Origin of the sequence: Egbenema bharatensis FJBBOT/2019 (assembly GCF_048077055.1) — a bacterium.
In the GTDB taxonomy this organism is placed as follows: domain Bacteria; phylum Cyanobacteriota; class Cyanobacteriia; order Elainellales; family Elainellaceae; genus Egbenema; species Egbenema bharatensis.
The window spans coordinates 6,755,674-6,769,625 of sequence record NZ_CP182236.1 but is presented as its reverse complement, the minus strand read 5'-3'; the positions used below and the strand labels follow the sequence as shown (position 1 = coordinate 6,769,625).

The 13,952-nt window shown below is 51.4% G+C and carries 10 protein-coding genes and 3 pseudogenes; 4 read left to right on the top strand and 9 right to left on the bottom strand.

Annotated features, from left to right (window positions below; genetic code table 11):
- Positions 1–11 precede the first annotated feature (11 nt).
- The 6 genes and pseudogenes from ACM1PF_RS31500 to ACM1PF_RS31475 form a co-directional block, all read right to left on the bottom strand.
- Positions 12–401 (bottom strand): cation:proton antiporter, encoded by a 390-nt coding sequence (locus ACM1PF_RS31500; RefSeq protein ID WP_416670384.1) that lies wholly within the window; start codon positions 399–401, stop codon positions 12–14.
- Positions 398–1,836 (bottom strand): annotated as a pseudogene (locus tag ACM1PF_RS31495) (cation:proton antiporter). The gene ACM1PF_RS31500 and the pseudogene ACM1PF_RS31495 overlap by 4 nt, the downstream one beginning before the upstream one ends.
- On the bottom strand, positions 1,833–2,183 hold the full coding sequence (locus ACM1PF_RS31490; RefSeq protein ID WP_416670383.1) for an NADH-quinone oxidoreductase subunit K: 351 nt from the start codon (positions 2,181–2,183) through the stop codon (positions 1,833–1,835). The pseudogene ACM1PF_RS31495 and the gene ACM1PF_RS31490 overlap by 4 nt, the downstream one beginning before the upstream one ends.
- Positions 2,184–2,782: 599 nt before the next feature.
- The gene (locus ACM1PF_RS31485; protein WP_416670382.1) at positions 2,783–4,165 is read right to left on the bottom strand and encodes a cation:proton antiporter; all 1,383 of its coding nucleotides are present in this window, start codon (positions 4,163–4,165) and stop codon (positions 2,783–2,785) included.
- Between the two features lie 194 nt (positions 4,166–4,359).
- A pseudogene (locus tag ACM1PF_RS31480) lies at positions 4,360–6,077 on the bottom strand (SulP family inorganic anion transporter).
- Positions 6,078–6,358: 281 nt separating this feature from the next.
- Positions 6,359–7,012 (bottom strand): class I SAM-dependent methyltransferase, encoded by a 654-nt coding sequence (locus tag ACM1PF_RS31475; RefSeq protein WP_416676891.1) that lies wholly within the window; start codon positions 7,010–7,012, stop codon positions 6,359–6,361.
- Between the two features lie 118 nt (positions 7,013–7,130).
- Here ACM1PF_RS31475 and ACM1PF_RS31470 point away from each other — a divergent pair, with 118 nt between their 5' ends.
- The 4 genes from ACM1PF_RS31470 (at position 7,131) to ACM1PF_RS31455 (ending at position 11,190) form a co-directional block, all read left to right on the top strand.
- On the top strand, positions 7,131–8,183 hold the full coding sequence (locus tag ACM1PF_RS31470) for a putative 2-dehydropantoate 2-reductase (RefSeq protein ID WP_416670381.1): 1,053 nt from the start codon (positions 7,131–7,133) through the stop codon (positions 8,181–8,183).
- A 470-nt stretch (positions 8,184–8,653) separates the two neighbouring features.
- Positions 8,654–9,370: a ribonuclease PH gene (gene rph / locus ACM1PF_RS31465; RefSeq protein WP_416670380.1), complete on the top strand. Its 717-nt coding sequence runs from the start codon at positions 8,654–8,656 to the stop codon at positions 9,368–9,370.
- Between the two features lie 231 nt (positions 9,371–9,601).
- Positions 9,602–10,423 carry a prepilin peptidase gene (locus tag ACM1PF_RS31460; RefSeq protein ID WP_416670379.1) on the top strand — a complete coding sequence of 274 codons (822 nt, stop codon included), beginning with the start codon at positions 9,602–9,604 and terminating at the stop codon, positions 10,421–10,423.
- A gap of 185 nt (positions 10,424–10,608) precedes the next feature.
- Complete coding sequence (locus tag ACM1PF_RS31455; protein WP_416670378.1) at positions 10,609–11,190, top strand: alpha/beta hydrolase; 582 nt, start codon at positions 10,609–10,611, stop codon at positions 11,188–11,190.
- A gap of 9 nt (positions 11,191–11,199) precedes the next feature.
- Here the strand turns inward: ACM1PF_RS31455 and ACM1PF_RS31450 are convergent.
- The 3 genes and pseudogenes from ACM1PF_RS31450 to ACM1PF_RS31440 form a co-directional block, all read right to left on the bottom strand.
- Positions 11,200–12,089: pseudogene (locus ACM1PF_RS31450) on the bottom strand (alpha/beta fold hydrolase).
- A gap of 274 nt (positions 12,090–12,363) precedes the next feature.
- The gene (locus ACM1PF_RS31445; protein ID WP_416670377.1) at positions 12,364–12,936 is read right to left on the bottom strand and encodes a zinc ribbon domain-containing protein; all 573 of its coding nucleotides are present in this window, start codon (positions 12,934–12,936) and stop codon (positions 12,364–12,366) included.
- Positions 12,937–13,098: 162 nt separating this feature from the next.
- Positions 13,099–13,896 carry a cyclase family protein gene (locus ACM1PF_RS31440; protein WP_416670376.1) on the bottom strand — a complete coding sequence of 266 codons (798 nt, stop codon included), beginning with the start codon at positions 13,894–13,896 and terminating at the stop codon, positions 13,099–13,101.
- Positions 13,897–13,952 lie beyond the last annotated feature (56 nt).

The window sequence follows — 13,952 nt, the reverse complement described above, 5'->3', positions numbered from 1 at the left end:
CTTCGCTTCATTCATGTCTTTTTTCTCCGGCGCACCCAATGCACCTCATACCAACCCCGTTCGTGATATTTCAAGACGATCGTTTTTGGGGTAAAGGTAATCAGAAAAATATCCAGGAAGATTAATCCAGGAGTACGGCGCGGTTTGACCCGTTCCATCGTGACATCTTCCGCTTTGTGGGGTCGCAGCATAATTTCAAAGGCTTCTTTATAGGCCTGAGGCACTGCCACCAGGATTTCCCCCAGGACGTGCAGCCAATCCTTTAATGCCGCCGCCGCTTTTTGCCGACCCGGTAACAACAGCGCAACACTGACACCAATGATGATATTGGCCGGACTCAAATCCGCCGTTAGCAAAAACCAGATCGTCAGCCGCAATATGAGGTTCAGATGTCCAATCATACCCACACCACCATCCAAAACAGCAAAATTAACACCAGGCTCATTCCGCCAATCAGATGCTCAAGCTGCTCCCATGCAGGCGGAAGTTTGTATCCCGATCGCTTCAGGGTCAAGCCATACACCAACCAGCCCACACCGATAATGGCGATCGCCTTAATCAGGTTTGCCACGGTATAGGTTTCAATAAACCAAACATTGGCGACAACTAACGCCCCCAGCAGCAGGAACATGGCCATCCAGAAATTGGACTGGAGTTTGCTGGAATCTGCTTGCCGATCGTGAGGTAAAAAGATGAATTTGGCATAGAGAATTGCCGTACCGATCGCCCCAACATTCATCGCTATCCCCTGCCAGGAATCCAACTGCTTCAGGGTCAGCATCTTGCCCCAAACCCTGCTAGCAGCGGAAAGCCTGAAATTGACAAACACGCCATCACCAGCGCAATCCACAGAGTGGTCGGCATGGGTTTTTGTCGCAGTTCTGTAAAATCGCGGCTGGGTAAAGTTCCGGCAATCAGGAAAGCCGTTGCCTTCACCAATCCATGCGCCAGGGCATACAGTCCCCCCACGGCAGGCGCAACCAGAATCCAGCCCATTTGCGACACCGTACTTAAGGCCAGCGTCCGTTTGGTGTCCTTCTCAAAGGCTGCAAACGTCACCCCCAGCAACGCTGCTCCCACCCCCAAAAGCTGCACCACCGGAAGCAACTCTTCCATTAGCAATGCACACCGTACCAGGGGAAACACTCCCGTTTTCACCACCACACCCGACAGCAGTGCCGACACCGGCGATTCCGATTCGGAGTGCGTCATCGGTAACCACAAACCCGATAAAAACACGCCTCCCTTCGTCAGCAATCCTAAAAAGATCAGGGCGATCGCTTCCGTGGGTGCATTGCGTAATCCCTCAAAGGCAAAGGAATGATTGGCCTGATACACCAATACTGCCCCCATCAGGTAAAACAGCATTGCCGTATTGCTGATAAACAAATAGCGCAAGGCAACCCAAATGGCGCGATCGGTTCGAGGATGAGAAATGAGCAGAAATGCCGCAATCCCAATCACCTCCAACGCGACGTACAAACTTATAAAGTCTACACAAACAAACACCGCATTGACACTGCCGTGTAGAATAATCGCCTGTGTATAAAAATAGGCGCTCTTCCCGCTACGCCAGCAGTAAAGCAAAACGGCGGCAGTCACCAGAGCATTGGTCAGGATGAAGTAGCTACTCAGCGCATCAACGGTCAGCGTCACCCCAAAACTATCCAGCAATGACAGCGTGATAGAGGATGGCTCAATCAACTGCCACAGCGCGTAGGCGAGCGACACGAGAGTAACCCCAACGGCCAGAAATCGATCGAGCGTCGGTAACAGATAAATTAAAAAACCAACGAAAAAAGGCAGGGCAATCCAGGTGATGGTTAAGCTGTTCATGGTGTATTGTTTTTCTCGATCTCGCTGCTTTCCAGAGTGGGGTTATCTCGTGCCAGCTTCATTACACTCACCAGCATGAGTGCTTGAATGGAAAAGCCAATGACGATCGCGGTTAGAATCACCGCTTGGGGAACCGGATCGGCATAGGCCACATTCTCAGTCGTAGCGGCAATCGCAGTGGAAGCGATGGGAGTGAGAAAACCATCTCGTGCAGCAATTAGCACGTAGTAGGCGATAACTCCTGTACTCATGACATCCATTGCAATGATTTTCATCATCAAATTCTGTTTGAAGATGATGCCAAAAAATCCGCAGAGTACGGTTGCAAAAACGAAGGCTTCTAACACAGGACCAATGGGATAGAGAACAAACAGGTTCGTGTCTATACGGTAGCCCTAAAAGGCATTACTTTGAGTAATTGAGTTAACCAGGGAATGCAAATTTAACAACCTGAAACTCTTGTAGGGTGAGCATCTTGCCCGCCCAGTCAAACCAGCAGAACGGTGAACAGGTTGAATTCACAATCCTGAGAATGGGAGAAAGGAGCTAAAGGGCGTGATCTACTGGCATGGTTGTGGAAATAGGCGGTCGGATCACAAATCCGATCGCAATCGTCCTTGCAGATTTCTTAGAAGATGCTTTAAAGATCCTGCTGTTGGTAGCAAAACGGTTTAGATCCCCCTAAATCCCCCTTAATAAGGGGGACTTTGAGTTCAGTTCCCCCCTTTTTTAAGGGGGGGTAGGGGGGATTGTACAGGTGCTTAAAATCACCATAGACCATTTCTCAAACATCTTCTTAGACTTGGGGATTTTCAGGAACCCACCCCTAACCCCTCCCAGGAGTTGAACCCACCCCTAACCCCTCCCAGGAGGGGATTTGCAGGCATTCCCCTTGGGGCAGGGGCAGAGAGGTGGGTCAAACCCTCTAGATCATCACTCTAGATCATTACTCAGAGGTCAAGGTTTGGGGTTCCTTTTCCAGGGTTGTTTGGGCGACGAGGGGTTCAGATTCTGAAGATTCCCCAAAGGCGACTCGCAAAAAGGGCGGAGCCAAAAACGTCGTCAGAATCACCATTGTGATGATCGCAGCTTCCAGGGGTTTGCTTAATACGCCACTGGCCGAACCAATGCCTGCAAACACCAGTCCGACTTCGCCCCGTGGAATCATGCCCACACCGATCGCCAGACGGTTGATTCCAGGCTGTCCGAACGTAAACCATCCAGTCATGACCTTACCGACGATCGCCACTCCAATTAAAAATGCGGCAATCACTAATCCTTCTCGGTTCTCAGGAACTACCGGATTCAGCACACCCAAGTCCGCCTTTGCCCCAACCGTGACAAAGAAAATGGGCACCAAAATATCAGCGATCGGAATAATTTGTTGGTCGAGTTCTTTACGGCGATCGGTTTCATCCAACACCAAACCTGCGGCGAATGCACCCAAAATTGCTTCCAGGTGAATTGCATTGGCCAGAAACGCCATCAGAAAGGCAAAGGTCAGGGCAGGAATCACCAGCTTGCCGCGAGTTTGCAACTTATCGACAACCGTAATAAATGCCTGGTTAAAGAATTTACCCAGCAAAATTGCGCCCAACAAAAACGCAGTCGCACTGATGATCAGATAAACCACATTCATCACATCAACTTCGCCCGTTTTGGCAAGGCTAGCCACCACCGCCAGCACAATGATGCCCAACACATCATCAATCACCGCTGCACCGACAATAATCTGCCCTTCCCTGGACTTCAGTTGCCCCAGTTCCGACAGCACCTTTGAAGTAATCCCAATACTGGTTGCCGTCAGGGCCGCTCCAGCAAAGATTGCCGGAATTGCAGGGACATTAAACAGCAGCATCAGACCCACCGTACCTGCCACAAAGGGAGCCACTACTCCCACGCAGGCAACGATCGCCGCTTGATACCCCACCTTTTGCAGTTCCCGCAGATCAGACTCTAGGCCAATCTCAAACAGCAAAATGATCACCCCTAATTCCGCCAGCAGCGAAATAATTTCACTTTGGGAAGCAAACACTTCCGCCACTGCCTCCGGGCTTAAATCGCCCACCCATTGCAGAATCGGCATCAGCAAGGAGTCCGTATACTGCGCTCCACTTTCAGGAAACACCAGAAAATGCAGAGCCGAAGCTCCCACTAACACCCCACCAATCAATTCTCCCAAAACAGGTGGAAAATCCAGGGCTTTGGAAACTTCTCCGCCCAACTTACTGGCCAAGTAAACAACCACCAGACTCAACAACACACCTGATAACACGATCGGTGCATTTTCAGCCGCAACCGTACCTAATATCGGGTCTATCCAAATCATGTGTGATACCTCCAAACTACGTCTTATGAATGGGGAATCAGGGATCCGTGGCGCAGGCATCCTGCCTGCCTCATTTCACAAGCATCTTGCCTGCCTCATTCCACAAGCATCCTGCCTGCCTCACTTCAACGGACGATTGATCGCCCACTCCCTACTCCCTACTCCCTACTCCCCACTCCCCACTCCCTACTTCCTCACCGCACCTGCACAGCCGATCGCCAATCCCGATCTGATTCATCATCCAGGTTCGGTAGCTGTCCGTTGATAGAACCACCTGCTGTCCTTGTTGCCTGTTTCAGAGCATCTATTCGGTCAGCAAATAATTGTTGCTCAGGAATGAGCTGGAAAAGCCCTAACTTCTCTAAACGACGTTGAACTTTGCCCGTTGCACCCACTAAATAAACCTGTCTTCCTGCATCGACCGCATCCCGAATCGCGTTTTCAATTTCCAGGGAAGCGGTTACGCCCAAATGAGGGACATCGCTCAAATCCATCACCATCACATCGCAATCTTTCATTGCCTGATGCTGACGAGCGATCGCCTTCGACACACCAAAGATCATGGGGCCACTCAGGTAGAACAGCAACACCCGACCCGGGCCTGATCCAGCAATTGCTTCTCTTCTGCGTTCAATACAACCGCATCATCCGCATCACTGATCACCTTCACATCTTGAGCCTGCAATGCACTCAACCGCTCGATCGTCAGAATATTGGCGATAAACACTCCAACCCCAACTGCCACAATTAAGTCCACAAACACCGTTAGCAGCAGCACGCCGTACATGATCAGAGAACCTTTCCAGGAAACCACGTGCGATCGTTTCAGGAAGCTCCAGTCGAGAATATCAATCCCCACTTTCAGCGCAATTCCCGCCAGCACCGCCATCGGAATATCGCTCGTCAAGCCAGCAGCCCACAGCACCACCACCAGCAAAATTAACGCCCGCGTTAAACCGGATAAAGCTGTCCGTGCCCCCGTCTGAATGTTGACCACCGTTCCCATCGTGGCTCCCGCGCCCGGCAAACCACCGCACAGTCCCGATACTAAGTTGCCAATGCCCTGACCAATCAGTTCTTTATTAGAATCATGCTCGGTTCGGGTCAGACTATCGGAAATTACTGCCGTCAACAGCGTATCAATACAGCCCAACATCCCCAACATAGCTGCATCCACCAGCATGCGAGTCATTTGTCCGGGGCTAAAAGTGGGCATTTGCAGGGTGGGTAGCCCCATCGGAATTTCCCCAATCCGAGGAATGTCAGCATTTGGGAAAAAGACCAGGGAAACCACTGTACCGACAATCAGAGCCACCAACTGCGGCGGAGCAATTCGCTTAAACTTACGGGGCATCAAGAAAATGATGGCAACCGTCAACGCACCCAGGATGGCAGCGGGCGGGTTAATATTGGTCAGCAAATTCGGCAGATTAGTGACTGTACCCATCACCCCACCCTTTGGAGCTTGCTGGCCCAGGAAGGGAGCAATTTGCAGGATAATCAGAATTACCCCAATCCCTGACATAAAGCCAGAAATGACGCTGTAGGGCATCAGGGTAATGTATTTACCCAGCCGAAACACGCCCAGCAGAATTTGAAACGCACCCGCCAACATGACGACGGTGAACGCCATCGCCAAACCGTTTTCGGGGTAGCTTGCCGTTAAAGATGCCACGATCGCAGTCATCACAACGGTCATCGGCCCGGTGGGTTCTGAAATCAGGGTCGGTGTGCCGCCAAACAGGGCAGCAAAAAAGCCGACGCAGACTGCACCGTACAAACCCGCAATGGGGCCCGCCCCTGAAGCCACCCCGAATGCCAAGGCTAGGGGCAATGAAATGATCGCAGCGGTAAGCCCGCCAAATAAGTCACCCTGTAGGTTTCTGAAGTTAATCCGGTTGGTTATTTGCATAGTGCTTCAATGGTGTGAAGATGAACACTGCATTTAGCTAAGTCTATGGAGTTGTGGAAATCAATTGATTTTTATTGATAATAGATTAGCATTACTGGTAGCGATTGCAGAAACAAATTCACTTCAAATTTCTGATGCAGATAGAAGGATTAGCTTATCAATCGATTTTGGGAAGGGTTGATTGAATTTCATAACCAAAAACCCCTCATACCCGATGGCAGGAATGAGGTGGTTTGCACTTGGAATCAGTTCTAAATTGTTCTAACTCTGGATTGTTCTGACTAATGGGATGCTTCTAATCTTTGGGCAACTACGGCATAGAAGGGATCGCCGCCTGGAATGCCCATCAGTTGCAGAACACGAGGCAGGCTGCTGAGGCGAACAACAACTTCCGGTTCGCTGAATCCGGGAATCACCTTAAAGTATTGTTTGACTAGCTCCACCCGATCGTCTTCAGAACCCTCTCGCCAGGCCTGAATTGCTTTTTGATAGAACATCCGGTTGGAGAAGCTGACGATGGCGATGCCTCCGGGCTTCAAGACGCGATAGATTTCAGCAAACACTGCCTCAGGGCGTTGAAGATACTGCACTGAAACGGCATTCAGCACCGCATCAAAGGACTGATCGGGTAACGGTAAAAGCTGCTTCTGGTTGAGGTTTTGGACAAAATAATGATCCAGCCGAGGATTACGGGCGAGTTCTGCTTCGTTCAGCCCGTGCCCCTCTACATGTTCAAATTCCACATCCTCCGGCAGGTGCGAGACCCAACTGCTCATCAAATCAAAAATCACCGAGTGGGGTCGGAGTCGTTCCCGATACAGATCCGTCAACTGCTGAATGAAGGATTCATCAACGTGGGTGACAAATCGGGGCTGGCTATAGAACAGGGTGTCATCCGATTCATCTAGCTTGCTGGACTGGCTAAATTGCAACATGGTGGGGGGCGATCGACTGAGCACTACGTTTCTATTGTAAAGAAAAGTTTCAGAAAACCCAGGAGGCTTCCAGTCGCTTGATCATTGCAATGTACTGAATTTGCTGATTTGCTCACCCATGTCTTCCCTGCGTTCTATCTCTGAGCTTTCGATTGCTGATCGCACTCTCCCCCCATCCCGCACCTACGCCGTTTTGGGAACAGGAGCCTTGGGGGGATTTTATGGGGCCCGGTTGCAACAGGCAGGCTGTGAGGTTCACTTTTTGCTCCATCGGGATTATGACTATGTGCGCCAACACGGCTTAGTTATAAAGTCGATCGACGGGGATTTTGTTTTGCCCCAGGTTCATGCCCACCAGGCGGCCCATCAAATGCCACCCTGCGATGTGGTGCTGGTCGCTTTGAAGACAACCCAGAATCATTTGTTGCCAGACCTGTTGCCTCCCGTACTAAAACCCAATGGCGTGGTTCTGGTGTTGCAAAATGGTCTGGATATTGAAACGGCGGTGGCTGAAATAGTAGGGGCCGATCGCGTCATGGGTGGACTCTGCTTTCTGTGTTCCAACAAAACTGCCCCCGGCCAAATTCACCATCTGGACTACAAGCAAATCACCCTGGGAGATTACGCCCTTCACTATGCTCCCTGCGGTGTGACGAAGCGCATGCAGCAAATTGCCGCCGATTTTGAACAGGCTGGGATTCCGATCGAACTATCAGCCGATCTGCTGTTGGCACGGTGGAAAAAATTAGTCTGGAACATTCCGTTTAATGGTCTATCGGTGGTTTTGAATGCCACCACGCAGCAAATGATGGCGGATGAATCGATTCGCAGTCTTGCCGAACAATTGATGCAGGAAGTGGTGGCAGGGGCCGCTGCCAGCGGAGCATGGGCAAATTCCCAGGCGGGAATACCGCAATCGGACGATCGCCAGATTTCCCCCACCTTCATTCAAACCATGCTGGACTACACAACCAAAATGAAGCCCTATCGCACCAGTATGAAGATTGACTATGATGAGCAGCGCCCCCTGGAAGTGGAAGCCATCTTTGGTAATCCGCTCCGAATGGCCATGCAGGCAAAGCTGCAATTACCCCGGATTCAAATGCTCTACCAGCAACTACAATTTCTCGATCGCCAAAATCGATCGCAGCAGCAGGGCGCATCCCATTAAGCAAATTGAGCATCTCACCCGTAGCGCAGGCATCCTGCCTGCCAGAGAGATATGGATCATGCCAGCAAACCGCAGTTCAGACGATAAGGAATGCGAAGTAAATAAACTGAAATTCTTGTGGGGTGGGCATCTTGCCCGCCCAGTCAACACTGAAATTCTTGTGGGGTGGGCAGCGTTTCGACTGAGCTCAAGCCGAAGTCTTGCCCGCCCAGTCAACAAAGTAAAATGCTTTACAGGTTATTTAATCCATGATCCTAAGGGAGATGCGGCAAAATAGCATACCCGCTAGAGGCGCACTGCTGTGCACCCTTACAGCCGATTTTTTTAAAAATTGGGATGCCATTTGATTGCAGATCCCTAACCAGAACCGGGGTTAAACCAGACTTTAAAAATAACAATCCACCAAATCGGGCAGGTAGAAGCCGAAAGCCTGGTGTATTCTAGGTGAGGATTGAAACAGGGATTGATTTATGGCTTGGCAGCGTCCTGATGGTCGGCAGCCGGATGAACTGCGTCCGGTCAGATTCGATCGAAATTTTACTCGGTTTGCAGCAGGTTCCGTCCTGACCCACTTTGGCAATACCCAGGTGCTCTGTACCGTATCGATTCAGCCTGGAGTTCCCCGGTTTTTAGAGGGGAGTGGTCAGGGCTGGTTAACCGCAGAATATCGGATGCTTCCTTCGGCAACCCTGCAACGGCATTCCAGAGAAACCATGAAGCTTTCCGGACGAACCCAGGAAATTCAACGTCTGATCGGGCGGAGTTTACGAGCCGCCCTGGATATGAAGCTGCTGGGGGAAAGAACTCTAACGGTGGATGCGGATGTGCTGCAAGCCGATGCTGGTACTCGCACTGCTTCAATTACAGGTGGCTTTGTCGCCTTGAGTGATGCGATCGACAAACTGCTGAAAACGGGGGAACTGGAACAGTCTCCGATTCGACATTCAGTGGCGGCGGTTTCGGTCGGCTTGTTGGAAGGAGAAGCTTTTCTCGATCTGGACTATCCCGAAGATGTGGCGGCGGCGATCGACTTTAATGTAGTTCAAAATGAGCAGCTAGAGCTAATTGAACTGCAAGGAACCGCCGAGGAAGGCAGCTTTACCCGGACTCAACTGAATCAGCTTTTGGATGTGGCGGAGCAGGGAATCAGGGAGTTGATGGTTTTGCAAAGACAGGCGATCGCGTAGGGGCGCACTGCGGTGCGCCCTCGTACCCGGAGGAGTAACCGCAGCGTCCCTCCGGTAAGGGCGGTAAGGGCACTCCGCAGTGCGCCCTCAAAGCAAATTTCTTTAAAAACAGAGCAGCCGTTTTATTGCAGATCCCAACTATGGGAAAACTGTCGCTAGGAGGGTAAGCTAAAACGCTGGACTCTAAAATCTGTCCCCTTCCTGCAACCCGACAGAGGAGATCTGAAATCAATGGATGGTTGGTTTGTCGTACTGGTGAGCTGCTTCGTCTTTGCATTCGGAGCCGCCGTTGGGAGTTTCCTCAACGTTGTCATTTATCGAATTCCGGCCGGATTATCGCTACTGCATCCGCCCTCTCGCTGCCCCAAATGTATGCGACGGTTGAAAGCCTACGATAATGTTCCCGTACTGGGTTGGCTATGGTTAAAAGGGCGATGTCGCTATTGCCAAACTCGGATTTCTCCCCGCTATCCCCTGGTGGAAGCAGCAACCGGGCTTTTGTTTGTCCTCGTAGTCTGGGCGTTTCAAATTCCCCTCCCAGCGATCGGCTACTGGGCTTTCTTTAGCTGGCTATTGGCCCTCTCCCTGATTGACCTGGATACGATGACCCTCCCCAACTCCCTCACCCAAACTGGCCTGCTCACCGGGCTGGTTTTTCAAGGATTACTGGGCTGGTCAATTGATCAAACCCTGGCGGGGGTTGCCAGTCAGCTCTGGATTGGGATTTTGGGAGCCGTAATCGGCATTTTGCTGTTTGATCTCATTACCATCGTTGGCTCGATCGCCTTTGGTCAAACCGCAATGGGGGGAGGAGATGCCAAGCTCGCTGCCATGATTGGTATGTGGTTGGGGTGGCAATCGCTGCTGCTGACCGCTTTCCTGGCCTGCGTACTCGGAGCCTTTGTGGGGGGTGGGGCAATTGCGATCGGGTTACTCAACCGTCGTCATCCCATGCCCTTTGGCCCCTTCCTTGCCCTCGCTGCCCTCATCACTGCATTTTTTGGAGAAGCGATCGTCTCTACCTATGTCCAGTGGTTTTTTCCCACCTTTTAACCGGGCATGGCTGTTCCCAAACCGTTTCCCTTACACTTTGGGCAGTTGCGGCAACCAAATCCGATTCGCTATCGTCATTAAAATGATTGGGACAAAAAACTGAGACAAACCATTTAACGCAAACACTTTAAGTCCTACCCCGCTCCCAGGGATAGGAAACAGGGATAGGAAACAAGGAGGAACCGATGCGCTCACAATCCTTTCGACACAAGGGAATAAGCTGGATTGCAGCCCTGGGGCTGACCCTGACAGGACTGTTGATTAGTTCAACTGAGGCGATCGCAGCGGAACGAGTGGTCATGCGGTATGGCCCATTTCAGCGATCGGCTTCTGTGGAAGAATTGGCTCATTTTGTAGAAACGGGTGAAACGACCCGGCAACTCCGGGCCTACTTTCGGATGAGTGGACAGGATCCAGAACAGTTCCGCCAGCTTTTATCACGGGAAGTTGAAGTCGATGTCGTTACCCTCGATCGGCTCTTGAATAATCCCGTTGGCGATGTCATGCTCGATCGAATGGGACGGTTTGTTCATACCCCCTCTGGAGATGCGAACCGGGAAGCCATGCGCTCTGCCTTGGTTCTTTCCGCCAGCGATGGGGGACGGATTAGTCTCATAGAAGTGATGCAAAACTATCCGACTCGCCAAATCCACATTGATGGCAATGAAGCCGTAGCTGCCTACCGTCAAATTAGTACTATCCAGCAAAGAGCGGATTCCATCCGTCGAGGACTCTCTGGCATCCTGGAAACGTTAGGTGTGCCTTAGCTGCAACGGCTAAAATTCCTTCAGCCAGTCCAGGATGGCTGCATTCACCACCTCCGGGCGTTCATCGTGGGGACAGTGCCCAGTGTCCGGAATTGATTGAAACTGCACACGGGCAGGGGATTGTTGAGCCAGGTTTTGATACATGCTGGAACCTGCGATCGGGGTCCAGGGGTCTGCCTCCCCCCAGAGCACCAGCAGCGGTTGATTCACCTGAGGCAGCAACTCTTCGGGGCTGGCCCAGGAGGAGCTGTCAGAATAGCTGCAAAGACTTTTTGGGCACCTGGATCGCAAGCGGGTTCATAGATTAAGTCAACTAACTCATCCGTCACTGCGGTTCGATCGCGGTAGACCTGGTACAACGTGCGACGCAGACGAGGTTTTTGGCGAATGCGGTTGAACATGAAAGTGCCCACGAGTTGTGAACTGACCAACTTAGTGAACGTTCCCATCACAAACCGCAACGGCACATTCAACTCCTCAGGACGGTGATTTAATCCCCCCGCTGCATTCAGCAACACTCCTGCTTTGGCCATATCAGGATGATTTGCCAATACCATCAACGCCAGCAAAGCCCCGATAGAATTTCCGACAAAAACAGCAGGTTCCTGAATATGAGCCGTCCAAAAATCCTTGAGCAACTCCTGCCACAGTTCCATCGTGTAGGGCAACAGGGGTTTAGCCGACTTACCAAAACCCAGTAGATCGATCGCAAACACCTTATATCCCGCAGCCGCCAGCACCGGAATATTCTTTCGCCAATGCCCAATGGATGCGCCAAAACCATGAATCAGGACGATCGGCTGTCCTTCTCCTTGCACGGTGTAGCCGATTTGATGTCCTTGCCAGATCCAGGAGTGTAGTTCAAAAGGGGTTGTGGTTAAAGGAATTTGAGTCGTCACGATCGCTTCTTTTACATTTCTTAAAAGCCACTTCCATATTAAAACTTTCTGCAAGAACTCCAAGCCGCTGTCGCAGTTCGGCAATTGCAGCTTGCCCATGAGGCTAATTCAATGCGATCGGGGGTCATTCCAGCCAGCACGTTCAACTCAACAGCAGGAAGATGGCTGCGCTACGGCGATTGGATGGTAGGCAAGTACTAGCGCAACAGAAAGTTCACCCCCCTGCGGTCTTCCCCTCCCCACTCCCCACTCCTCACTCCTCACTCCTTCCTCCTCACTCCTTCCTCAACTGATGCCCACAATGCGCACAAAACCGATCGTCTGGTGTAACTGCGCTACCACATTGCGTACAAAATCGTCGGGTCGTTGCCTCGGAGGTTCGAGCAGGTGGCACAGAATCACCCATCTTTAGTTCCATGTCGCCCATGCACATTTGCATGGGGTTCATTTGCATTTCCATATCGCCCATTTTCAAAGGTTTCATCGGCTGCATCGGTTCCATTGGCTGCATCGGTTTCATTTCAGCCGCATTAGACGATTGTTGTTGTGATTCAGCCTGCATTGGCAATACATCAGCATTTTTCAATGCCGGAGCCTGGCTCAATGTCTTCATGCCATTTGCCTGAACTTGAATATACGATCGACCTTCTGCTGTCTCAATCTGGATGATGACTCCCGTTGATGTTTGAAACAGTATGGGCGGAGTAGCCCACTCTCCGGTAGTAAATCCATTTTGCTGGCTTTGTTGTTGTCCAGGAGCCTGGCTGCTCAAGGTGACGATCGTTTGCTGTCCTCGATTGTCTAAGTAAATGCGTTGTCCTTCACCAAGGTCTGAAACATATGCCATTGGGGAACCTCACCTGATTGCTAGAAGGGTTTAATCAGATTAGTCTGGATCTCGATGTTCTACAGTAAAAACTTAACGTTTTCACGGGCTGAATTACATCAAGAGTTTTGTCGTTGCTGAGAGTCAACAACCCCGCAGTGAGAATCCTAAAACCTGAAACCATCAGGCGGGCAGAAACGCCATGACCCGTGCAGGGCTTCCAGACCCTCCCTGAATCGGCAAGCCGCCTACCACCACCGTTGCTCCCACCACCGGAAGTCGATCGAGTCCCCCCAGGCACTCCAGAATCAGGCCATCTGCCGCGTAAATGGCAGAACTCGCGCCATACACCTCATCATTCCCTGGATCGGCTCCATGGGTATCCGTCCCCAATCCAGCAATTTGCCGCTCTGAGACTAAAAACTCGACTGCTTCTGCACTAAAGCCGGGCCAATGCATCACTCCCTGCTCATCCTGGTTGATAAACGCCGTTGGATTCGTCCATCGCTCCTGCCATCCCGTCAATAGAATAACAACACTACCCGGAGAAATCTGACCATTGCTTGCTTCCCACGCCTGCACATCTCCCATAGAAAGTCGGTAGTCTTCATCTTGAGCCGCCTGATCTCGAATATCCATCACGATCGCGGGGGCAACCAACTTTTCAATGGGAACTTGCTCTGCACTGGTCGCACCCGTAATGAACGTATTGGGGGTACCCCAGTGGGTGCCGCTATGCTCTCCAATGGTAATGCGGTGGATAAAGTAACCCGCTTCGGCATAGTTTGCCCAGGGTTGAATTTCAACCTCCGGATCACCGGGCCAGATTGGCATGGTTGCGGTGAGGGGTTGGGTGAGGTCAATAACCTGCCATTCGCTCAAGGGTGGAGTGGGCTGAGTCCGAGCCGGGCGAACCTGAGCCGTTAGCAGGATCACCATCACGCCTACCAGCATCAAGGGTAGCCAAATCTGCCATTTCATCCTGCTTCTGCCTCCCTTTGCGGTTTAATACAGCTTCAGCCTCTCAGCCAGTCGAA

What these genes read in the sequence shown, in the direction of transcription:
- ACM1PF_RS31500 (WP_416670384.1), bottom strand. Translation starts at nt 401, where the DNA reads ATGATTGGACATCTGAACCTCATATTGCGGCTGACGATCTGGTTTTTG.
- ACM1PF_RS31485 (WP_416670382.1), bottom strand. Translation starts at nt 4,165, where the DNA reads ATGATTTGGATAGACCCGATATTAGGTACGGTTGCGGCTGAAAATGCA.
- ACM1PF_RS31475 (WP_416676891.1), bottom strand. Translation starts at nt 7,012, where the DNA reads ATGTTGCAATTTAGCCAGTCCAGCAAGCTAGATGAATCGGATGACACC.
- ACM1PF_RS31470 (WP_416670381.1), top strand. Translation starts at nt 7,131, where the DNA reads ATGTCTTCCCTGCGTTCTATCTCTGAGCTTTCGATTGCTGATCGCACT.
- rph (WP_416670380.1), top strand. Translation starts at nt 8,654, where the DNA reads ATGGCTTGGCAGCGTCCTGATGGTCGGCAGCCGGATGAACTGCGTCCG.
- ACM1PF_RS31460 (WP_416670379.1), top strand. Translation starts at nt 9,602, where the DNA reads ATGGATGGTTGGTTTGTCGTACTGGTGAGCTGCTTCGTCTTTGCATTC.
- ACM1PF_RS31455 (WP_416670378.1), top strand. Translation starts at nt 10,609, where the DNA reads ATGCGCTCACAATCCTTTCGACACAAGGGAATAAGCTGGATTGCAGCC.
- ACM1PF_RS31445 (WP_416670377.1), bottom strand. Translation starts at nt 12,936, where the DNA reads ATGGCATATGTTTCAGACCTTGGTGAAGGACAACGCATTTACTTAGAC.
- ACM1PF_RS31440 (WP_416670376.1), bottom strand. Translation starts at nt 13,896, where the DNA reads ATGAAATGGCAGATTTGGCTACCCTTGATGCTGGTAGGCGTGATGGTG.